This is a genomic window from Streptomyces sp. NBC_00299 (genome assembly GCF_036173045.1).
Classification (GTDB): Bacteria; Actinomycetota; Actinomycetes; order Streptomycetales; family Streptomycetaceae; genus Streptomyces; species Streptomyces machairae.
The window spans coordinates 1209743-1230044 of the sequence record NZ_CP108039.1 but is presented as its reverse complement, the minus strand read 5'-3'; the positions used below and the strand labels follow the sequence as shown (position 1 = coordinate 1230044).

Sequence of the window (20302 nt, the reverse complement as noted above, 5' to 3'; positions counted from 1 at the left end):
GCCCATACGTGTCACGCGATGCCGTGCCGGTACGCGTACCCCGTCGCCGCCGCCCGCGAGGACACCTCGAGCTTGGCGAAGATGTTGTTCAGATGCCGGGCGACGGTGTGCTCGCTGATCACCAGCTCCGCCGCGACGGCCCGGTTCGTGCGGCCCGCCGCGACCAGCCGCAGCACCTGGATCTCCCGCTCGGTGAGCCCACCGGGCCGCCCCGGGCGCACATCGGCGAGCAGAGCGGCCGCCCGGAGCGCGTCCGGTACGGCGCCGAGCTGCCGGAACACCTGCTCGGCTGCCCGCAGTTCCATCCGGGCACCCTCACCGTCCCCGGCGGCCCGGTCGGCGGCGGCCAGCGTCATGCGCACCTGGGCGGCCTCGTACGGCACCCGCAGTTCCAGCCAGAGCGTCAGCGCCCGGCGCAGCCGGGGCAGCGCCCGGTCGAGGTCCCGGGCCGCGAAGGCCACCGCGCCGGACGCCGTGGCGGCGCTCGCGTGCAGGAGAGTCGTCTGCGAACCGCACCGCCGCTGCCAGTCGCGGGCCAGGGAGCCCAGCTCCTCGGCTGCCGTGCGTGCCTCGGCCGTCCGGCCCAGCGCCAGGCACACCTCCACCTGGGCAGCCAGCAGTCCGCTCCGCGTGAGACCGCCCGCCTCGACCGTGCCCGCAAGCCGCAGGGCGGCAGCGGCGGCGTCGGCCTTGCCCTGGGCCTGCCGCAGCAGGGCGAGGCCGGGCTGTGGGTCGCGGCCGAGCTCATGGGCGCGGCCGTAGGACCGCTCGGCCGCCGTGAGCTCGCCGCGCCGACGATGGATCTGGCCGACCACGTAGACCGCCTCGGCGGCCATCCGCCCCTCGTACGGAAGCAGTTCCTCGCAGGTCCGCTCGGCCTCGGTCAGCGCTTCGTCCCAGCTGCCCCGCAGCTCCAGCACCTCGACCCGGTGCACCCGGCACAGTCCCCGGAAGTTGTTCTCGGCCGGCATCGCCGCGCACCACCGCATGGCCGCGTCGGTCCATTCGGCGGCGCGGCCCAGATCGACGCAGGCCATGGACTGCTGCAGGCCCAGGCAGTAGACCCAGCCGGTGAAGAAGGAGCTGAGCTCACCCGCCATGGCCGAGCACATCGCCTCGTCCAGCAGATCGAGCCCCTCGCGGACGCGCCCCCGGGCCACCAGCACGCCCGCCTGCGCCTGGACACCCATGGCGAGCAGATCCGGACTGCCGCGGCGTCGCGCGATCCCCGCCATGCGCCGGGCGGCAGCCATCGCCTCGTCGAACGCGCCGCGCCGCTGAGCGTCCTCCGCGTCGACCCAGGCGAGGTAGCACTGCTCGACACACTCCGGCTCACCACCCAGGTGCCGCCGGGCCCGGCCCAGCCAGCCGGCGGCCACGGCCGTACGTCCCGCCAGCTGGTGCTCGTAGAACAGCAGCCACGCCGAGTGCCCCGCCTGCCGGGCGGCCCCCGCCGTGACATATCCGGAGTAGGCCCGCGTCCGCCCGGCGATCGACTCGTCGACACGGCCCGTCCACCAGGCGGCGTCTGCGAACGCGGCGCAGTCGTCGGGGGTGAGCAGGCCGGCGTCCAAGCTGCTCAGCAACCGGTGCGCCTCGGCCCACGCCTCACGCGCGGCGGCATCCCTGGCCTGGCGCAACGTGTCCGCGGCCGCCCTGTCCATCGTCCGCTCGGTCACCCGCGGCTCCCTTCTCGCGCTCTGCGAGCAGGACCGGCCCTCCACCAGAATAGGCAGGACGGCGGCGGGGGAGTCGGCCCGCGGCCACCCCGGGTCAGCCCTCGGGGCGCAGCAGCCCGCGCTCGTACGCCTTCACCAGGTGCTGCGGCACGAGGTGGCTGACGCCCGCGATGGTGACGGGCACGAGCTGCGGTGTGTTCGCCTTCCACTGGGCGCGGCGGTGGCGGGTGTTGCTGCGGGACATCTTCCGCTTGGGGACAGCCATGACGGACCTCCTCGGTGGGTGAACACCGAGGAGGCTATATGAAAATGGGTCCCATTAACAATTGTGTCTGTCGGTCATGCCCGCGCGGGAGCGCCGCTCCTGGGAGTCACTCCTTGGCGCCCACCAGCATCCGCACCTCGAACTCCTCGTAGGCGGCGTCGTCCCGGGGCTGTCGGCGGTTGCTCAGCACCGTGCCGAGCCAGCCGAGGAAGAAGCCCGCCGGGATGGAGACGATGCCGGGGTTCTGGAGCGGGAACCAGGCGAAGTCCGAGTCCGGGTAGAAGGAACCGGGCCTGGCGGAGACCACCGGGGAGAACAGCACCAGCAGGACCGAGCACACCAGGCCGCCCCAGAGGCTGAGCAGCGCCCCCTGGCCCGTGAAGCGGCGCCAGAAGAGGGTGAACACGATCGTCGGCAGGATCGCGGACGCCGCCATCGCGAAGGCGAGGAAGGCGAGCGTCGCCGTGTTGGCGCCCCAGGAGACGAGGGCGAGCATCATGGCGAGGACGCCGATGACGACCGCGGACAGCCGGGCGACCATCAGCTCCTCGGTCTCGCTCGCACGCCCCTTGCGGATCACCTCGCCGTACAGGTCGTGGGCGAGGGAGGAGGCGGCGGCGAGGGTGAGGCCGGCCGCGACCGCGAGCAGCGTGACGAACGCGAGGCAGGACAGCAGCGCGGTGAGGATGCCGCCGCCCAGGGCGTTCGCGAGGAGAAGGACGGCCGAGTCGCCCTTGTGGTCCGTCTCCGCGATGGTCTCCCGGCCGACGATGGCGGTGGCGCCGAGGCCGAGGACGCCGGCCGCGAGGCAGACCAGACCGACCAGGCCCACCGCCCATACGACGGAGGAGCGCAGTACGTCGATCCTGCGCGGCGCGAGCAGGCGCATCAGCACGTGAGGGAGGGCGGCGAGGCCCAGGACGATCGCCAGTTCCAGGCTGAAGAAGTCGAGCTTGCTGGTGGTGCTGACGCCATAGCGCAGTCCGGGTTCGAGGAACTGGGTGCCGGTGCCGCTGTGGTTCGCGGCGGCGGACAGCAGGGCGCCCGGGTTCCAGTCGTAGTGGTTGAGCACCATGACGGCGGTAACCGTCACGCCCGCCACCAGCATCACGGCCTTGATGATCTGGATGACGGTGGCGCCGGGCGCGCCGCCGATCGCGGCGTACACGATGACGACCGTGCCGATCACGATCACGCACAGGGTCCGTGTCGCGGCGCTGGGTTCGCCCGTGAACTGGGTCAACAGGGCGATGCTGCCGACGAGTTGGGCGACGAGGTAGAGCGTGGTGATGGCGAGGGTGCAGATCGCGACGGCGATCCTGACCGGGCGTTGCATCCGGGGCAGCCGCAGGGCCAGCGTGTCACCCAGGGTGAACTTGCCCGCGCGGCGCAGGGGTTCGGCGATGAGCAGCAGCACCATCATCCAGGCGACGACGGTGCCGCCGAGATACAGCAGGCCGTCGTAGCCGTTGAGCGCGACCAGTCCGGTGCTGCCGAGCAGGGTCGCGGCCGACAGGTAGTCGCCGCACATCGCGAGGCCGTTGCGCAGCGGGGACATGGTGCGGTTGCCGAGGTAGAACTCGCTGATCTCGTCGCGCTGAGGGGCTGTCAGCAGCGCCATGAACAGCGTGACCACGACCACCGTGAGGAACAGCACGAACGTCAGGTTGAGGCTGAACCTGTCGACGATGCCTGCGGACACGGTCACCACGTGCGGTGCCCCCCGGCCTCGCCGTGCGGCGCTGTGGCGCGGGGTGATCCCAGCTCCTGCTGCCGCAGGCGCGAGGCCAGGCCACGGGCCAGCGGGTCGACCCGGGTGCGCATGTGCCGGACATAGCACCAGGCCGTCACGCCCATCACGACGAACTGGCCGAGACCCAGCGCGAGGCCGAGGGTGAGGTTGCCGGTCAGACGCTGGTTCATCAGGCCGGGAGTGGTGTGCGACAGCAGTACGTACAGCAGGAATCCGCCGACCGACAGGATCGTCGCGCGCACGCCGAACCTACGCTGGGCGCGGCGAAGTGAGTGGAATTCGGCGTCTTCGGATATGCGTTTGTACGGTACGGGGCCATTAGCCGGGGAGTTGGATGTGAGGGAATTGTCGTGCCAAGGTGAAAACTCGGGCACAGGCGCACCTTCTTCGCTGCGGCATGCCGAACACACTGGGGCGTGCGGGCCTGATGGGGACGGGTGGCGGTGGGCGAAAGCCAGAAGCCGGAGTATGACAGCGCTCTCTTTGAGCAATCAACCGGCGATGTGAATTGCCGCCCCGCGGTGGCGCATTCGGCCCTCTTGTTTTTCCGGCGATCATGTGAAGCGTGCGGATAACGGCTTTCGGTGAATTAGTCCGGACCATGCCTTCGGGTCGGACCGTTTCATCTGGGCCCCGGATTAGAGTGAGGGGCGTGACCGACAGCAACGACCGACCCCTCGCCGTGTTCGACCTGGACAACACCCTCGCCGACACGGCACACCGTCAGCACTTCCTGGAGCGCAAGCCGCGTGACTGGGACGGCTTCTTCGCGGCCGCCCCGCACGACCCGCCCCTCGCGGAAGGTGTCGCGCTGGCGCTCGAGAGCGCGCAGGAGTGCGAGGTCCGCTATCTGACCGGGCGGCCCGAGCGCTGCCGGCGGGACACACTCGACTGGCTCGCCGCGCACGGGCTGCCCGAGGGGCGCGTGTACATGCGGCGCAATGACGACCGGCGGCCCGCCCGGCGCACCAAGCTGGAGACCCTGCGCCGCCTCGCCCGGACCCACGAGATCCGGGTCCTGGTGGACGACGACGAGCTGGTCTGCGAGGACGCCGAACGGGCCGGATTCACCGTCGTTCGGGCACGCTGGTCCGCCCCCTCCGCGGCGCTGAAGGTGGCGCAGGAGCGGGAGGGGCGGACCTGAGGGGAGAAGCCGGGCCTGCTACCCGGCCTCGTCCAGGCGGAAGCCGACCTTCATGGTCACCTGCCAGTGCGCGATCTGCCCGTCGTCGAGCTGGCCGCGCACCTCGGTCACCTCGAACCAGTCCAGGTTGCGCAGGGTCTGCGAGGCACGCTCGATGCCGTTGCGGATGGCCTGGTCCACGCCCTCCGGCGAGGTGCCGACGATATCCGTGACCCGGTAGGTGTGGTTCGACATGTGGGTGCTCCTCTCACACGCGTCACTCCACGGTGCCCCAAGGAGGGGCATCGCGCGAGCCGTCCGTCACCGCGCCACGCTGAGTGACAGCGCGAAGCGACCCTCGCCGTCCGTCCACCAGTGCGCCAGCTCCAGCCCGGCGGCCGAGAGTTCCGCACGGACACCCTCCTTCCGGAACTTCGCCGACACCTCGGTGCGCATGTCCTCGCCCGCCGCGAAGTCGACGGCGAGGCCCAGCGCGGGCACCTTCACCGTCTGCGCCGTACGGGAACGCAGCCGCATCTCGATCCACTCGTGGTCCGCGTCCCACACGGCGACGTGGTCGAAGGCGGCCGGATCGAAGTCGGCGCCCAACTCGCGGTCGATCACCGCCAGGACGTTCTTGTTGAACGCGGCCGTCACCCCTGCCGCGTCGTCGTACGCCTCGACCAGGACCCTCTCGTCCTTGACCAGATCCGTGCCGAGCAGCAGCGCGTCACCGGGGGAGAGCAGGGACCGCGCCGACCCGAGGAACGCGGCACGCTCGGCCGGCAGCAGATTGCCGATCGTGCCGCCGAGGAACGCCACCAGCCGGGGCCCCGGCGTGTCCGGCAGCGCCAGCCCGCCGGTGAAGTCGGCGATCAGCGCGTGCACGTCCAGCTCCGGGCGCTCCTCGATGAGGGCATGCCCGGCCAGGGTGAGCGCGCTCTCGCTGACGTCGACGGGGACGTAGGTGTGCAGTCCCGTCAGCGCGTCGATCAGGTACCGCGTCTTCTCCGAGGAGCCGGAGCCCAGTTCGACCAGCGTGCGGGCACCGGTGGCCGCGGCGATCTCGCCGGCCCGGTCGACGAGGATCTCTCGCTCGGCGCGCGTCGGGTAGTACTCGGGCAACTCGGTGATCTTCTCGAACAGTTCGCTGCCCTGCGCGTCGTAGAACCACTTCGGCGGCAGCGTCTTGGGCGTGCTCGTCAGGCCCTTGAGGACGTCGGCGCGCAGTGCGGCGTCGGTGGCGTCCTCGGGCAGGGTGCGAGTGAGAAGGAACGGACTCACGTGCGGGGCTCCTTCGGTGGTGCGGAGGGTTGCAGGGGGTCGCTCGGATCCTTGAGCGGGGTGAGCAGCACGTCGGTGCCGCTCGCCACCAGGAGGGTCCGGTCGGGGACCTCCTGCCAGTGCGGATCGTCGTCGTACGGCTCGGAGGCCACGACGGTGCCGCCGCCGGGCCGGGTCAGATGGAAGAGGGTGTCGCCCCAGGCGGTCGCGGCGATGGTCTCACCGTTGGTGAGCAGCAGGTTGAGCCGGGAACCGGGGGCCGCCTCGGCGACCTCCAGGACCGTGTCGGCCAGCGCCTGCCCCTCGTCGTCGCCGCCGCGCAACCGCGCCAGGACCAGCGCCCATACGAGCGCCGAGTCGTTGCGGGCCTCCATCGACAGCACGTCCAGCGCGGGCAGGGTCGGGACGAGCGACGCGAGCGAGCCCGGCCAGCCCTTCACCGCGCCGTTGTGGCTGAACAGCCAGGGACCCGCGGCGAACGGCGCCGCCGCGGCCTCCTGATCGGCGCCCGGCAGCGTCGCGTCGCGTACGGCGGCCAGCAGCGCGCCGCTGCGTACGACCCGGGCCAGATCGGCGAAGGACGGATCCGCCCAGATGGGCCCGGCCCGGCGGTACCGCGCCGGCACCGGGTCCCCCTTCGCGTACCAACCGACCCCGAATCCATCGGCGTTGACGGTCCCGTACCGCTGCCGCCGAGGCGCCCACGACTGGCGGTACAGGCCGTGCCGGGGTTCCACCAGGAGTGTGCCGAGCGGCTCCTCGGGGCCCAGATAGGCCAGGTGACGGCACATCAGGCGTCCCCCGCGGACCGGGCCGTGCGGAACCCGGAGAAGATCTGCCGACGGATCGGATAGTCCCAGTTGCGGAAGGTGCCCCGGCAGGCCACCGCGTCCACGGCGAACGCACCGCCGCGCAGCACCTTGTACTCCGGCCCGAAGAACACCTCCGAGTACTCCTTGTAGGGGAACGCCTGGAAGCCCGGGTACGGCAGGAAGTCGCTCGCCGTCCACTCCCACACATCCCCGATCAACTGCCGTACACCGAGCGGCGATTCGCCCTCCGGGTAGCTGCCGGCGGGCGCGGGGCGCAGATGCCGCTGACCGAGGTTGGCGTGCTCCGGTCCGGGATCGTCGTCGCCCCACGGGTAGCGCATCGAGCGGTCCCCGGCCGGGTCGTGGCGGGCGGCCTTCTCCCACTCGGCCTCCGTGGGCAGCCGGCGCCCGGCCCAGCGGGCGTAGGCGTCCGCCTCGTACCAGCACACGTGCAGGACGGGCTCGTCGGGCGGTACCACCTCGGTGACGCCGAAGCGGCGGCGCAGCCACTGCTTGCCGTCCCGGCGCCAGAACAGCGGCGCGTGGATCGAGTTCCCGCGGATGTGCGCCCAGCCCTCCGGCGTCCACCAGCGGTCGTCGTCGTAGCCGCCGTCCTCGATGAACGCCTTGTACGCGGCGTTCGTCACCGGGGTGGTGTCGATGTAGAACGGCGGCACCTCGCGCCGGTGCGCCGGGCGTTCGTTGTCCAGCGCCCACGGCTCGGTCGAGGTGCCCATCGTGAACGGGCCGCCGGGGACCAGGACTTCCGACGGTCCCGTCAGCAGGGGCGCCGGTTCCGGGTCGGGGGCCGTCAGGGCCTGCGGGCCCTTGCGGAGCTGATGGGTGATCAGCATCGTCTCGTCGTGCTGCTGCTCGTGCTGCGCGATCATCCCGAAGGCGAAGGCCGCCTCGGTCAGCCGCGTCCCGTGGAACGCGGTGCTCTCCAGCAGGTCCAGGACCCGTCCGCGCACCTCGGAGGCGTAGTGACGGGCCTCGGTCGGCGGCAGCAGCGGCAGGGTGGGGCGGGCGGCGCGAGGGTGCTCGAAGGCGTCGTAGATGCCGTCGATCTCGGGCCGCATCGCCTCCCGCCCGGCGACCGTCCGGAGCAGCCACTGCTCCTCCTGGTTGCCGATGTGCGCGAGGTCCCACACCAGCGGGGACATCAGCGGCGAGTGCTGGGCGGTGAGGTCGGGGTCCTCGACACAGGAGGTCAGCAGGGTCGTCCGGGCACGGGCGGTGGTGAGGGTGGTCAGTGCCCGCTCCCGGAGCGTGTCGGCGTCGTGGGCGGGGTCGGTCATGTCCGGTTGTCCTTCCCGAGCAGGGTGCGGTCCGTGCCGTAGAGCTCGTCCAGCAGGTCGTCGGCGGGGCAGCGGCCCTTGCTGACATAGCGGTCCCGGTACGCCGCGACGGTGTCCGTGACCTCGGTCGTGGCCCCCAGGCGGGGCAGGGCCTCCAGCGCTGCCGCGAAGCAGGTGTCCGCCACCTCCCGCAACTCCGGGTCGGCGAGGCCCGAGCGGGCCGCGTCGAGCCACAGCGGATTGTGCGGGGCGGGCAGCGACATGCCGCGCTCGGCCAGCGGCTTCACCGCGCGGTAGGCGGTCTCGGCGGCCTCGGGGTCGTCGAAGAGCGCCGTGGCCACGGCGAGCGGCACGATCCACCCGTCCTCGCCCGGCTGCGCGTCGATCATGCGCAGTTCCAGATGGCCCCGCGGTCTGACCGGCGGGAACAGTGTCGTCAGGTGATAGTCGAGGTCCTCCGGCGTCGGTGGCCTCGGCGCCCCCGACCTGGTCCACTCCCGGAACGTCAGCCCGTCCGGGACGTCCCACGGGCCGCCGTCCCGCCGCACGCACATCACCGGCGCGTCCAGGACGTGCCGCGCCCAGGCGACCCGCGGGTCGCCGTCCAGCGGAGGCGCGCCCGCGCGGCCCGGGCCTATCTCCATCCACAGCAACTGCCGGGTGGACAGCCAGCCCGTGGGCTCGTTCCCGGCCAGTGGGGAGTTGGCGAAGGCGGCGACCAGAACCGCGCCCAACTGGTGTGCCAGCCACCAGCGCCGTCCGTGCCCGAGCGGGCCGGGCTCCTCGTATCCGGAGTCCAGGCACACCTGAACGGAAGCCGACGTGCACATCATGGCGCGGCCGGCCGGGCCCGCCCGGTCCAGGTACGCCTCCATGGCGTCATAGCGCGGCTGGCGCAGGAAACGGCGGGGCGAGTGCCAGGGATCATTGCCCATGCCGACCAGACCGAGGCTGTGCTCGCGCAGCACCGCCCGGGCGGCGTCGAGGTCGGCGGAGACGGTACCGATGCACTCCATCAGCGAGGCGGCGGGCGGGGAGCTCAGCTCCAGCTGACCGCCGGGTTCGACGGTGAGCGCCGACCTCAGGGGCACGGTCCGTAGTGCGGCGTAGGCCGCTTCGAGTCGTTCGGGTGTCACGGGGAGCTGCGGGCCGCGCAGCTCATGGACGAGCCATTCCACTTCGACCCCGAGGGCGCGGGGCGGGCCCGTCTTGAAGCAGATGCCCCTGACCAGGGCCTCCACCTCGGCTTCGGTGACTGCGGAGCGCGGCTGCTCCGTACAGTCGCTCACCGAATCTGACATGTCGTGGATCCTCCTGAGAGTCCAGATGCCACCCGGCCCGGATCTTGTGGGCGGGCCGGCACACTCGTCCCACCCAAGACCCTCGCGTCGCTTCGCACAAGGGCGCGAACCGGCACGTTCCGGGTGCGTAATCTTTGCTCTCCGGGCGTTGGCGGGGGCTTTCCCCAGCGTTCTCGGTCGGCTGTGGGCCCGGGAAATTCTGTTGCACCGCATGACCAGCATCGCTCAGGATGCCTGCATGAGCACGACGGGGGAGATCGCGTGCAGCCGACGCGGTCGCACGGTCATGGCGCGCACGGGGGTGGCGCCATGAGCGCGCGCCTGCGCGGCATCGCGCAGCAGACGCAAGAGATCGTGGCGGCGGGGAGGTACCGCGCGCCGGACGGCCGCGAGGTGTCCCTCGCGCCGGCGATCGAGGCGGCGCGGGAGGGCACGCTGATGTACGGGCCGGACCCGGTGCCGGTGCCGGTTCCTCATGACCCTGATGGGGAGACGTTCTTCGAGGTCACGGGCGAGAGCAGCCTGGAGGCGGCCCGTCGCCTCGGGGCCGGGACAGCCGTACTGAACTTCGCCTCGGCCCGCAACCCCGGGGGCGGCTATCTGAACGGCGCCCAGGCCCAGGAGGAAGCCCTGTGCCGCGCCTCGGCGCTGTACACCAGCCTGCTCGGCGCCCGCGCGTTCTACGACCACCATCGGGCCCACCGCGACCCGTTCTACACCGACCGGGTCATCCACTCACCCGGCGTGCCCGTCTTCCGCGACGACCGCGGCAGCCTGCTGGACGCGCCGTACCTGGCGGGCTTCCTGACGGCCGCCGCACCGAACGCGGGCGTCATCCGGCGTACGGCCCCGCACCGCACGGCCGAATTGCCGGCCGCCCTTGCGACCCGGGCCGAGCGGGTGCTGGAAACGGCCCTGGTGCACCGGTACCGGCGCCTGGTGCTCGGTGCCTGGGGCTGCGGGGTCTTCCAGAACGACCCGGCGCAGGTGGCAGGCGCGTTCCGGGGGCTGCTCACGCCCGGCGGGCGGTTCGCCGGGGCCTTCGAGCACGTGGTGTTCGGCATCCTGGACCGCGCGCCGGACAGCCCGGTGCGAGCCGCGTTCGTCCGGGCGTTCCCCGAGGGGCAGCTCCAGCGGTAGCGCTCAGGTCCAGCCGTAGCGCTCGTGCAGCCGGTGCCTGACCAGGTTGAACCGCCCGCGGTCCAGGGCGCACGCCTCCCGGCGCATGCCCTGTTCATGCAGGCGGAGGATGCGGTCCACGTCGACCCAGGAGTCGCGCCCCGTCCGGTCCCACGGCCCGCTGCCGATGGCGACCCACTCACGGTCCCCGTCGTGCCGCTTGCTGGACAGCTGCACCGCGAGGAACGTCCCGCCGGGCTCCCGGGCCACCACGAGCACCGGCCGGTCCTTGCCCCGCCCGTCGTTCTCCTCGAAGGGCACCCAGGTCCAGGCGATCTCCCCGGGGTCGGGGTCGCCGTCGTGCGCGGGGGAGTACTCGGTGCGCACCTTGCCGACCTTGCGGGGATCGGCCTCGGTCGTGGCGGAGGGGCCGAACCGGCCCGGGACGTTCTCATCGGTGGAGATGCTCACGGGGGCACCCTAGAGGCTGCCCCCGCGAACACGTCCGCCGGGTCACTTCTCGCGGCTGGTCACTTCTCGCACCTGGTCACTCCTCGCACCTGGTCACTTCTCGTCCATCGGCACCTTCTGGGCGAGCCCGTTGAGCGAAGAACCCTCCTTCGGCACCTGCCCGTTCTGGTTCATCGACGCGAGCAGCTGGCGGGCCAGCCCCAGTCCCGTACCGCCCATGGTGAGCGCCTTGGCGAACATGTCCGCCATGCCGTCGGCGCCGTTGAGCAGCACCATGTTGTCGACGCTGCCGAAGGCGGACGCGCCGGCCCGGACGATCTCCGGCCAGTTCTCGGCGAGTTGCTGCGCGACCACGGCCTCCTGGTTCTCGGCGAGGGCGGCGGCCCGGGCCTTGATGGCCTCCGCCTCCGCGAGCCCCTTGGCCTTGGCCGCTTCGGCCTGCGCGAGGCCCTTGGCCTGTGCGGCGGCGGCCTCCGCCTCGCCGGTGGCGCGAGTCGCGGCGGCTGTCGCCGTGCCGCGCGCCTTGGTCGCCTCGGCCTCGGCGCCGGCCGCCGTCTTGACCCGGGTCGCCTCGGCGGCGGCTGCCAGCTCCGTCTCCTTCGCCTTGGCCTGCGCCGCCGAGATCCGCGCGTCGCGCTCGGCTTCGGCCAGGGTGCGCTTCTCGTAGGCTTGCGCGTCGGCGGGTTTGCGGACATCGGCCTGGAGCTGCTGTTCCCGCCGGTGCGCCTCCAGTTCGGCGACCCGGGTCTCCTGGACGACGACCTCCTGCCGGGCCGCCGCGTCGGCGAGCGGACCGGCCTGCCGGGCCTTGGCGCCCGCCTTGTCGCGCTCGGCCTGGTAACCGGCCTGGAGGATCTCGCTGTCCCGGGTCGCCTCGGCCATCCGCGCGTAACTCTGCTGCTCCGCCTCGGTGGCGAGCCGGTTCGCCTCGGCCTGCGCGATCCGCGCGTCCCGCTGCACGGCCGCCGCGTGCGGCATGGCCAGGTTCTGGATGTACCCGGTGGGGTCCTCGATCTCGTGGATCTGCAGCGAGTCGACGATGAGCCCGAGCTTCTCCATCTCGGTACCGCACGCAGCCCGCGTCTGCCCGGTCAGCTTCTCCCGGTCGCGGATCATGTCCTCCACGGTCAACCCGCCCACGATGGACCGCAGATGACCGGCGAAGACGTTGTGCACCCGCTCCGACATCAGCTTCTGCTGGTCCAGGAAACGACGGGCCGCGTTGGCGATCGACACGAAGTCGTCGCCCACCTTGAAGATGACCACGCCCCGCACCTTCAGCGGAATGCCCTGGTGCGTCACACAGTCCACCTGCAACTCGGTCTCGTTCAGGTCGAGCGACAGCTTGCGCACCGCCTGCACCCCGGGCAGCACCAGCGTGCCCCGCCCGGTGACGATCCGAAAGCCCATGCCCTCCTCGAGGCCCTCGGTGCGGTGCGTGGAACCGGAGATGACCAGTGCCTCGTTGGGTTCGGCGACCCGCCACATCATCTTGAACAGACCGATCAGAACGAGGACGGCGGCTACCGCCACCCCCGCAACGACGCCGACAACCATCGGCATACGCCCCCTTTGGATGGTGCCCTTTCGGCACCGAACGAATGGGAGTGTGCGCCTGTGCGCCACGCAGGTACAGGGGTTGACGCATCCTTGCCGCAACCTTGACGCAGACGGCTCTCACCTGCGAAAGAGCGGGCTCAACTGTCGTATGCAGCCTGGACGTAGACGGTCCGCGGCGGCTGGTACTCCACCACCATCACCACCGTGCCGCGTTCGATACGGTCGCTGCCGGTGGCCGGATAGGCGAGGAAGTGCTCGGCGCCGCCGCGCACCCGCACGATCACCTCGCCGACGAGCCCGGGTCCCACCGTGCCGGTGACCCGCCCCATGAGCCCGACCATCGACGCATCGTCCATCGTCACAGGGTAGGGCCTGCGTCCCCTCAGACGACCGGGGCGGGAACGGTCTCGCCCTGCTGCGGCGGCCACAGCTCGTGCCAGCGCAGCTCCGCCTCCAACTGCGCGGCCAGCGAGATCAGCAGGGGCTCGCTGTTCGCCGGCCCGAGCAACTGGGCGCCGACGGGCAGACCGTCCACGAACCCGGCCGGGACGTTCACACCGGGCCAGCCCAGCACGTTCCACGGCCACGCGTAGGGACAGGCGGCGATCATGGCCCGGTCGGTGGCGAAACCGCCGAGTTCGAGCATCGCGCCGATACGGGGCGGGGGAGCGGCCGTTGTGGGCGCGAGGACCACGTCGTACGACTCGTAGAACGCGCCGATACGGCGGTGCAGCACCGCCTCCGCGCGCCGGGCCGCCCGCAGCGGGACCCCGCCGAGGAGCCGGCCCAGCCGGGCGGCGTCCCGGGTGCGCCGGTCGAGCAGTGCGGGGAAGGGCGCCGCGCTCGCCCACTCGGCGATACCTACCGTCGCACGCGGGATGAAGGTCAGCCCGATCTGGCCGTACGGCGGATCGGCCTCCTCGACGACGTGCCCCAACGCGCTCAGTTTCTCGGCGAGTCGGACGACCCTGGCCCGTACCTCCGGCTGCAGCCGGGCGGGCAGAGCGGTGAACGGCGGCTTGAGGGAGAGCGCGATGCGCAGCCGTCCGGGCTCGCGGCCGACCGCCTCCGAGGCGTCCACCGCGGGCGGGCGGTGCGGGTCGAGCTCGTGGTTGCCGGCGGCGGCGTCCAGCAGGAGGGCCGCGTCGGCCACCGTTCGGGCGAGGGTGCCGTTGACGGTGATGCCCTGGAAGGACTCGCCGCGCGGCCAGGTGGAGACACGTCCGCGCTGCGGCTTGATGCCGATCAGATGGGTCCACGATGCCGGGATCCGCACCGAACCGGCGCCGTCCGAGCCGAGCGCGGCGGGCACCAGACCGGCGGCCACGGCGGCCGCCGAACCGCCGGAGGAGCCCCCCGGCGTGTGGTCCGAGTGCCACGGGTTGCGGGTCGCGCCGAAGGCCGGCCCCTCGGTGAACGGCCACTGCCCCAGCTCGCAGGTGTTCGTCTTGCCCACGATCACCGCCCCGGCCGCGCGCAGCCGCCGTACCGCCTCACCGTCCTCGGCGACCGGAGGGAACTCGCCGCAGCAGCCGAACGCGGTCGGCTCGCCCGCCACGTCCATGTCGTCCTTCACCGCGACCGGTACGCCCAGCAGGGGTCGACGTCCGCCGGCGGCGAGTTCCGCGTCGGCGGCCTTCGCCTCGGCGAGGGCGGCCTCGCCCCGCACCACCCGGAAGGCATTCAGGGACCCCTGGGTCGCCTCGATCCGCGCGAGCGCCTCCGCGACGAGCGTCTGCGACGTCACCTCCCCGTCGGCCAGCGCACGGGCGGACTCGGCGAGGCCTACGGCACGGTCGGGTGTCATACGGGCACCTCCGGGACGACGTTGTCTACCGAACAGTAACCTCCGGGGCCCGTCGGCGGAACGACTTCGGAAACGGGGGGAGTCCGATTGGGGGAGCGCCGGCGGAGCACAGGCTTCCCACAGGCCTCTCCCGCTTCGCGCGCGAAGCATTGACGAGGCCTGGTCCCACCTCTAGCGTCTGATCGCCTCACCGAACTATGTTCGATATACCGGACATTCTTGTGGGTCGTGAGCTCCTGAGCCCCTGAATCCTGAACCCCTCAACGTCATGGAGTGCCGCCGTGACCCCACCGCCGCCCAGACCGTCCCGCCGCACCCTGCTGCGCGCGATGGCCGTCCTGCCCGCCTCGGCCCTCGTGCTGGGTGAAGCTCCCGGACTGCTCGGTACCGCCCTGGCCGCCGCACCGCCGAGCGGATCGGCCACCCGGTACACGATCGTGCCGTTCCTGAACAGCAACGACGGGACCGTGAACGTCTACCAGTCGGACGACGCCACCGACTTCCGCCTGGCGAAGGCCTCCGCCTACACGCCGCCGAGCAACCGCATCCGCGACGCGAGCATCTTCAAGCACACCAACGGCTACTACTACGTCACCTACACGACCCACACCTGGCAGGACACCAGCACCACCATCGGCTTCGCCCGCAGCACCGACCGGCTCAACTGGACGTTCCTGTACGACTACACGGTCCCGATCGCGGGCCTCTCCCGCGCGTGGGCGCCGGAGTGGTTCGTCGACAGCGACGGCAGCGTGAACGTCATCGTGTCCTGCTCGACCACCAACGACGAGTGGATCTTCACGCCGTATCTGCTGAAGGCCACGAACTCCGCTCTCACGGCGTGGAGTTCACCGGTGGCGCTGTCCGGCATCGGCGCGAACCACATCGACACGTTCATCGTGAAGCTGGGCTCGACCTACCACGCCTTCACCAAGAACGAGACGACGAAGTACATCGAGTACGCCACGGCGTCGAACCTCGCCGGCCCGTACACGATCTCCCGCACCGGCGACTGGGCGGGCTGGGGCAGCTACCGCGAGGGCCCCGCACTCGTCCAGCTCGACAACGGCGGCTGGCGGCTCTTCTTCGACGGCTACGGCGACGGCACGTACTACTACAGCGACAGCCACGACACCTTCGCGGCCTGGTCGGCCCCGGCCGCCCTGCCCACCGTCTCCGGAACGGCCCGCCACTTCACGGTCATCAAGGAGACCGTCTCGGGCGGCCCGGCCCTGGCGAAGAACGTCACCCGTTCCTTCCAGTCGGCCAACTACACCACCCGCTACTGGCAGGCACAGTCCTCCCTGCTCAACCTCCCGGTGGTCAGCGGCTCCAGCACGACCGCCGAGAAGCAGTCATCGACCTTCACGGTGGTGCCCGGCCTGGCCGACGCGAACGGCTGCTCCTTCCGCGACTCGTCCGGCAAGTACCTCCGCCACTGGGACTTCCGAGCCCGCTTCGACACCAACGACGGCACATCGACGTTCGCGAGAGACGCCACGTTCGTCGCCCGTACGGGCACATCGAGCGGCTCGCTCCGCTTCGAGTCGTACAACTACCCCGGGTACTACCTGCGCCACTACAGCTATCAGCTGCGGGTGGAACGGGCGGACGGGACGGAGCTGTTCCGGCAGGACAGTTCGTTCGTGCCGGTGACGGCTTGGGCCTGACCTGCACCCCTACTCGGTCAGGGGCGGGGTGCGGGGGGTGTCCAGGCTGCTTCGGCTGCCTGAGCGGTGGGATGGGTGGCGAAGACCTGGTCCAGACCGACCATGCTGAAGATACGGCTGATGGGGTGGGGGACTGCTGCCAGGACGATGCCGGCGTGCGCGGCGGCGGCGTGGTTGCGGGCGGCGATGAGGGCGGTGATGCCGCTGGAGTCGCAGAAGGTGATGCCGGTCAGGTCGATGACGAGTTGCCGGCCCGGCTCAAGAGTCAGGTGGGGCAGCAGGTCGCGGACCTGGGTGCAGCTGTCGTAGTCGAGTTCGCCGTTCAGTTCCATGACGGGCCCGGCGGTGGTGGTTCGGGTGTGGATGGCGAGGTGGCTCACTGCTGCTCTTCACTGGTGAGTAGGGGCACGCTGATGGCCAGGACGGCGGTGTCGTCGTCGACGCCGGTGCCGAAGCTGTCGAGCAGGTCGCGGATCGCGGCGACGGTGATGGCCGCGGTGGTGGGCGCAAGGGACTGGGCGAAGTCGAGGAGGGCTTCGTCGCCGTAGCGGTCGTCGTCCTTGTCCGAAGCGGTGCGGGCTTCGGTGAGGCCGTCCGTGTGGAGCAGCAGGGTGTCACCCGCCTCCAGGTGGACGGTGGTGGTGGCGATGTGGGCGTCGGACAGCACACCGATGAGCTGTCCGCCGGGAGTGGGCAGATAACGGGCGCTGCCGTCCGCGCGCATCAGCAGTGCCGGGGGGTGGCCACCGGCGGCCAGGGTGATCCGGAAGCCGCCCTCATCGGTGTTGGGGGTGAGCAGCCCGAAGATCACAGTGCAGAACCGGGGGTCGGTGCCGTTGTACTCGTGGTTGAGGACGGTGTTGAGGTTGCTCAGGACGGCGGCCGGGTCCGGGTCGTACACGGCGGCGGCGCGCAGGGTGTAGCGGGCCAGGGAGGTGACGGCGGCCGCGGCGGCGCCCTTGCCGCATACGTCGCCCAGGAACAGTCCCCACGTCCCGCCGGCGAGCGGGAAGAGGTCGTAGAAGTCGCCGCCGACCATGTCGGTGGAGGCGATGTGGTAGTACGCGGACACGTCCAGTCCGGGGACGCTCACCAGCGCCGGGGGCAGCAGGGTCTGCTGCAGGGTGGCGTTGAGGCGCTTGAGCTCTTCGCGTTCGTGTTCCGCCTGCTTGCGGGCGCGCAGCAGTTCCGTCTCGTAGGCCCGGCGGTCACGGGCGTCGAAGACGGTCGTGCGGATCAGCAGGGGCTCCCCGTCGGGGCCCGTCTTCACCGTCGAGGTGATCAGAACCGGCAGCCGGGAGCCGTCGGCTGCCTTCAGCTCCAGCGCGATGCCGCGGACCTGGCCCTGCATGCGCAGCAGCGGGGCGAAGTGCGTCTCGTGGTAGAGGCGGCCTCCCACGGTGAGCAGGTCGGAGAACGTTCTGCGGCCCACCAGGTCACCGCGGGCGTGACCGAGCCAGTCCAGCAGCGTCGTGTTGACCTTCGCGATGGTGCCGTCGAGCAGCGTGGAGAGGTAGCCGCACGGCGCATGCTCGTACAGATCCTCGGCGCTGTCTTCCAGCAGCGCGGAGAAGGCCGCGCGGTCGGCACCGTGCGGTTCCCCGGGCAGCGGAAACTCACCGCTCGCTCCGTCGCCGGTCTTGCACATCATCGCGCGGCCTGGACGAATTCGATGATCGCGGCGGCCGTCTCCTCCGGTGCGGCGAGCTGAGGGCAGTGCCCGGTCGCGTTCAGGGTGACCAGCCGGCTCCCGGATATCCGGGACCGCACGAACGCCCCGACCTCCGGAGGCGCAATCGCGTCGTTCGAGCACTGCGCGACCAGGGTGGGAACGGTGACTTTGACGAGATCGTCGCGGTTGTCGGACAGAAACGTCACGCGGGCGAAGACGCGGGCGATGTCCGGGTCGGTGCGGCAGAAGCTGTTGGTCAGCTCCTCGCCCAGTTCCGGCCGGTCGGGATTCCCCATGATCACCGGAGCCATGGCGCCCGACCAGCCCAGATAGTTGGCTTCCAAGGAGCCGAGGAGTTCGTCGATGTCCTCGGCGCTGAACCCGCCGCGATATCCGGCGCCGGGATCGTCGATGAAACACGGCGACGGGGCGAGCAGCACCAGACCGGCGAACGCCCCCGGCTCGCGCGCCGCCGCCAGGACGCCCATCATCGCGCTCACCGAGTGCCCCACGAACGTCACCGGGCCGAGCGCCAGATCACGGCAGATCTCCAGCACGTCCTCGGTATAGCCCTCCAGCGTGGAATAGCGCTCCTCGCTCCACGCCGACAGATCGGACCGCCCGGCCCCCACATGGTCGAAGAGCACCACGGTGAAGTCGCGTTCCAGGAGCGGTACCACCAGCCGCCACATGTTCTGGTCGCACCCGAACCCGTGCGCCAGCATCACCACCGGCGCTCCGGCACGGCCGGACACCGTCACATGGTTTCTGCTGCGTACAGTCATGCGGCACATCCTCGCAGAACGCTTCTTTCATCATCGCAGCGCCGAACGAGCCCCGCACAGGTCGCCGCCCTGTGATGGCGGGCGAGAGAAGAAGCCGGTGCAGCGCGTTGCCGATGGCGCTCGTCCTCCGCGGCTACTCGGGCCGGCCCAGGGACCAGCCGGATACATCCGCGAGCCGGCCGCGCCACAGGGGCATGACCACGGGGCGGCCCGATGCGGCCGTTCCGGTGGCGTCACGCAGATGGATCCACTGCGGCAGCCGCTGCGCGACCCCGTTGCCCTGCTTGTCGGCGACTGCTTCGTCCACCTGCTCCGGGAAGCGTTCCAGCAACTGGGCGCCGGGCCCGTCGACGCCGCGCAGGCTGCGCGCCCAGTCGGCTCGCCAACTCTCGTGGGAGACCAGGTCACCGTGGAGGAAGCAGCCCCCGACGACGAGGGTGATCGGCAGGGCGGCCTGCGCGTCCTGCCCGATCAGCCGTACCAGCATCTGCAGCTGGACGTCCGGCACCGGCTCGGTGACAACGGGCGCGGCCGGCTGACGCAGTGGATCGTGCTCGGCATTCACGCCAGGGCCTCTTTCGGTGGGGGCGAGCGGAGCAGGGAGGTCATGAGGGGAGGAGACCGATGCGCAGCTTGGTGAGGGTGCGGGTGAGCAGGCGGGAGATGTGCATTTGCGACAGATGCAGTTCGCGCCCGATCTCCGCCTGGGTCATCTCCTGGCCGAAGCGCATCTCGATGATGGTCCGCTCCCGCTCGTCGAGTTCCTGCAGCATGGGGCCGAGCGCGTGCAGGTCTTCGAACAATGCCATCGCCGGGTCGATTTCTCACAGGGTGTCCGTGTACTTCGGGCCGCTGTCGCTGGATTCGTCGTCGCTGCCGGGAGTGTCGATCGAACTGGCGACATATCCGTTGGCGGCCATCAGGCCCTCGATGACCTCATCGTCGGTCAGGTCCAGATGGGCCCCGAGTTCCCTGACCGTGGGGGCGCGGTTCAGAGAGATGGCTAAGGCCTCCCTGTTCCTCGCGAGGGAGACGCGCAATTCCTGGAGGCGCCGCGGGACGTGGACGGCCCAGGTGGTGTCGCGGAAGAAGCGTTTGATCTCGCCGACGATGTAGGGGATCGCGAAGGAGGTGAACTCGACCTCGCGGGACAGGTCGAATCGGTCGGTGGCCTTGATCAGACCGATGGTGCCGACCTGGATGATGTCCTCCATGTCGCCGCTGCCCCGGTTGCGGAAGCGGCGGGCCGCGAAGGCCACCAGGGACAGGTTCATCTCGATCAGCGTGTTGCGGGCGTACTGGTACTCGCGGGTGCCCTCTTCCAGGACCTGCAGGCGGTCCAGGAACAGCCGGGACAGCACGCGCGCGTCCTTGGGAGCGACCTTGCCACCGTCCTCGATCCACGGCAGGTCAGCCGTGACCTCCGGTGTATTCGTGCTGCAGGCGGGTGCTTCGGGGACGTTCACGCAGGACGTCACGGTGCCGCCTTAGGTGGAAAGCAGGTTGAGCCTCTCCTGCCCGCCCCGGCCGCATGCACGTCCGCGCGGGCCCGCCCATTGCGTGCGGGGCCGGAAACGCACGGGTACGGATGCCCGGCCCCTGCCGCCCGCGAGTCTCGGGTGGGATGCCTGGGGGTACAGTCTGCTCGCTGCGTCCCGCGCCGGACCGGGCAGCGCAGCTCCCCTGTCTCCTGCGGGCGCCGG

20 protein-coding genes and 1 pseudogene are annotated in these 20302 nt (G+C 71.1%); 3 read left to right on the top strand and 18 right to left on the bottom strand.

Going from position 1 to position 20302, the window contains the following annotated elements:
- Positions 1 to 11: 11 nt before the first annotated feature.
- The 4 genes from OHT51_RS05305 to OHT51_RS05290 all read right to left on the bottom strand — a co-directional run bounded on the left by OHT51_RS05305 (position 12) and on the right by OHT51_RS05290 (position 4071).
- Positions 12 to 1679, bottom strand: a complete 1668-nt coding sequence (locus tag OHT51_RS05305; RefSeq protein WP_328877710.1) for a LuxR C-terminal-related transcriptional regulator — start codon at positions 1677 to 1679, stop codon at positions 12 to 14.
- Between the two features lie 94 nt (positions 1680 to 1773).
- The gene (gene rpmF, locus OHT51_RS05300; protein ID WP_328877709.1) at positions 1774 to 1944 is read right to left on the bottom strand and encodes a 50S ribosomal protein L32; all 171 of its coding nucleotides are present in this window, start codon (positions 1942 to 1944) and stop codon (positions 1774 to 1776) included.
- 106 nt (positions 1945 to 2050) lie between these two features.
- Entirely contained in the window at positions 2051 to 3655 is a 1605-nt protein-coding gene (locus OHT51_RS05295; RefSeq protein WP_328877708.1) for a solute symporter family protein, read from the bottom strand.
- Complete coding sequence (locus tag OHT51_RS05290) at positions 3649 to 4071, bottom strand: DUF485 domain-containing protein (protein WP_328877707.1); 423 nt, start codon at positions 4069 to 4071, stop codon at positions 3649 to 3651. The genes OHT51_RS05295 and OHT51_RS05290 overlap by 7 nt, the downstream gene beginning before the upstream one ends.
- Positions 4072 to 4349: 278 nt before the next feature.
- On the opposite strand from OHT51_RS05290, the gene OHT51_RS05285 reads away from it, so the two are divergent.
- Positions 4350 to 4841: a phosphatase domain-containing protein gene (locus OHT51_RS05285; protein ID WP_328877706.1), complete on the top strand. Its 492-nt coding sequence runs from the start codon at positions 4350 to 4352 to the stop codon at positions 4839 to 4841.
- A gap of 18 nt (positions 4842 to 4859) precedes the next feature.
- Here OHT51_RS05285 and OHT51_RS05280 read toward each other — a convergent pair whose 3' ends face one another.
- From OHT51_RS05280 to egtA, 5 genes are all read right to left on the bottom strand, one after another.
- The gene (locus OHT51_RS05280; RefSeq protein ID WP_328877705.1) at positions 4860 to 5075 is read right to left on the bottom strand and encodes a dodecin; all 216 of its coding nucleotides are present in this window, start codon (positions 5073 to 5075) and stop codon (positions 4860 to 4862) included.
- A 66-nt stretch (positions 5076 to 5141) separates the two neighbouring features.
- Positions 5142 to 6104: an L-histidine N(alpha)-methyltransferase gene (gene egtD, locus OHT51_RS05275; RefSeq protein WP_328877704.1), complete on the bottom strand. Its 963-nt coding sequence runs from the start codon at positions 6102 to 6104 to the stop codon at positions 5142 to 5144.
- A complete protein-coding gene (gene egtC, locus OHT51_RS05270) occupies positions 6101 to 6895 on the bottom strand; it encodes an ergothioneine biosynthesis protein EgtC (RefSeq protein WP_328877703.1) in 795 nt (264 codons plus the stop codon). The genes egtD and egtC overlap by 4 nt, the downstream gene beginning before the upstream one ends.
- Positions 6895 to 8214 carry an ergothioneine biosynthesis protein EgtB gene (egtB, locus tag OHT51_RS05265; protein WP_328877702.1) on the bottom strand — a complete coding sequence of 440 codons (1320 nt, stop codon included), beginning with the start codon at positions 8212 to 8214 and terminating at the stop codon, positions 6895 to 6897. Before egtB ends, egtC begins: the two co-directional genes overlap by 1 nt.
- Positions 8211 to 9515: an ergothioneine biosynthesis glutamate--cysteine ligase EgtA gene (gene egtA / locus OHT51_RS05260; RefSeq protein ID WP_328877701.1), complete on the bottom strand. Its 1305-nt coding sequence runs from the start codon at positions 9513 to 9515 to the stop codon at positions 8211 to 8213. The genes egtB and egtA overlap by 4 nt, the downstream gene beginning before the upstream one ends.
- 309 nt (positions 9516 to 9824) lie before the next feature.
- On the opposite strand from egtA, the gene OHT51_RS05255 reads away from it, so the two are divergent.
- Positions 9825 to 10655 carry a TIGR02452 family protein gene (locus OHT51_RS05255; protein WP_328877700.1) on the top strand — a complete coding sequence of 277 codons (831 nt, stop codon included), beginning with the start codon at positions 9825 to 9827 and terminating at the stop codon, positions 10653 to 10655.
- 3 nt (positions 10656 to 10658) lie between these two features.
- Here OHT51_RS05255 and OHT51_RS05250 read toward each other — a convergent pair whose 3' ends face one another.
- From OHT51_RS05250 to OHT51_RS05235, 4 genes are all read right to left on the bottom strand, one after another.
- Positions 10659 to 11105, bottom strand: a complete 447-nt coding sequence (locus OHT51_RS05250) for a type II toxin-antitoxin system PemK/MazF family toxin (RefSeq protein ID WP_328877699.1) — start codon at positions 11103 to 11105, stop codon at positions 10659 to 10661.
- Positions 11106 to 11198: 93 nt separating this feature from the next.
- Entirely contained in the window at positions 11199 to 12668 is a 1470-nt protein-coding gene (locus OHT51_RS05245) for an SPFH domain-containing protein (protein WP_328877698.1), read from the bottom strand.
- 134 nt (positions 12669 to 12802) lie between these two features.
- On the bottom strand, positions 12803 to 13021 hold the full coding sequence (locus OHT51_RS05240) for a hypothetical protein (protein ID WP_244363070.1): 219 nt from the start codon (positions 13019 to 13021) through the stop codon (positions 12803 to 12805).
- A 26-nt stretch (positions 13022 to 13047) separates the two neighbouring features.
- Positions 13048 to 14472, bottom strand: coding sequence for an amidase (locus OHT51_RS05235; RefSeq protein WP_328877697.1), 1425 nt, complete (start codon positions 14470 to 14472; stop codon positions 13048 to 13050).
- Between the two features lie 281 nt (positions 14473 to 14753).
- On the opposite strand from OHT51_RS05235, the gene OHT51_RS05230 reads away from it, so the two are divergent.
- The gene (locus OHT51_RS05230) at positions 14754 to 16142 is read left to right on the top strand and encodes a glycoside hydrolase family 43 protein (protein WP_328877696.1); all 1389 of its coding nucleotides are present in this window, start codon (positions 14754 to 14756) and stop codon (positions 16140 to 16142) included.
- A 17-nt stretch (positions 16143 to 16159) separates the two neighbouring features.
- Here the strand turns inward: OHT51_RS05230 and OHT51_RS05225 are convergent, their stop codons facing one another.
- From OHT51_RS05225 to OHT51_RS05205, 5 genes and pseudogenes are all read right to left on the bottom strand, one after another.
- Complete coding sequence (locus OHT51_RS05225) at positions 16160 to 16522, bottom strand: STAS domain-containing protein (RefSeq protein WP_328877695.1); 363 nt, start codon at positions 16520 to 16522, stop codon at positions 16160 to 16162.
- A complete protein-coding gene (locus OHT51_RS05220) occupies positions 16519 to 17790 on the bottom strand; it encodes a PP2C family protein-serine/threonine phosphatase (protein WP_328884245.1) in 1272 nt (423 codons plus the stop codon). The genes OHT51_RS05225 and OHT51_RS05220 overlap by 4 nt, the downstream gene beginning before the upstream one ends.
- Complete coding sequence (locus OHT51_RS05215; protein ID WP_328877694.1) at positions 17790 to 18599, bottom strand: alpha/beta fold hydrolase; 810 nt, start codon at positions 18597 to 18599, stop codon at positions 17790 to 17792. The genes OHT51_RS05220 and OHT51_RS05215 overlap by 1 nt, the downstream gene beginning before the upstream one ends.
- Positions 18600 to 18732: 133 nt before the next feature.
- Entirely contained in the window at positions 18733 to 19164 is a 432-nt protein-coding gene (locus OHT51_RS05210) for a hypothetical protein (protein ID WP_328877693.1), read from the bottom strand.
- 40 nt (positions 19165 to 19204) lie between these two features.
- Positions 19205 to 20065, bottom strand: a pseudogene (locus tag OHT51_RS05205) (SigB/SigF/SigG family RNA polymerase sigma factor).
- Positions 20066 to 20302: the final 237 nt, after the last annotated feature.

Bases quoted from the DNA above. Each gene is read 5' to 3' on its own strand.
- rpmF (WP_328877709.1), bottom strand. From the start codon at position 1,944: ATGGCTGTCCCCAAGCGGAAGATGTCCCGCAGCAACACCCGCCACCGC.
- OHT51_RS05280 (WP_328877705.1), bottom strand. From the start codon at position 5,075: ATGTCGAACCACACCTACCGGGTCACGGATATCGTCGGCACCTCGCCG.
- egtC (WP_328877703.1), bottom strand. From the start codon at position 6,895: ATGTGCCGTCACCTGGCCTATCTGGGCCCCGAGGAGCCGCTCGGCACA.
- egtB (WP_328877702.1), bottom strand. From the start codon at position 8,214: ATGACCGACCCCGCCCACGACGCCGACACGCTCCGGGAGCGGGCACTG.
- egtA (WP_328877701.1), bottom strand. From the start codon at position 9,515: ATGTCAGATTCGGTGAGCGACTGTACGGAGCAGCCGCGCTCCGCAGTC.
- OHT51_RS05255 (WP_328877700.1), top strand. From the start codon at position 9,825: ATGAGCGCGCGCCTGCGCGGCATCGCGCAGCAGACGCAAGAGATCGTG.
- OHT51_RS05245 (WP_328877698.1), bottom strand. From the start codon at position 12,668: ATGCCGATGGTTGTCGGCGTCGTTGCGGGGGTGGCGGTAGCCGCCGTC.
- OHT51_RS05240 (WP_244363070.1), bottom strand. From the start codon at position 13,021: ATGGACGATGCGTCGATGGTCGGGCTCATGGGGCGGGTCACCGGCACG.
- OHT51_RS05235 (WP_328877697.1), bottom strand. From the start codon at position 14,472: ATGACACCCGACCGTGCCGTAGGCCTCGCCGAGTCCGCCCGTGCGCTG.
- OHT51_RS05220 (WP_328884245.1), bottom strand. From the start codon at position 17,790: ATGTGCAAGACCGGCGACGGAGCGAGCGGTGAGTTTCCGCTGCCCGGG.
- OHT51_RS05215 (WP_328877694.1), bottom strand. From the start codon at position 18,599: ATGACTGTACGCAGCAGAAACCATGTGACGGTGTCCGGCCGTGCCGGA.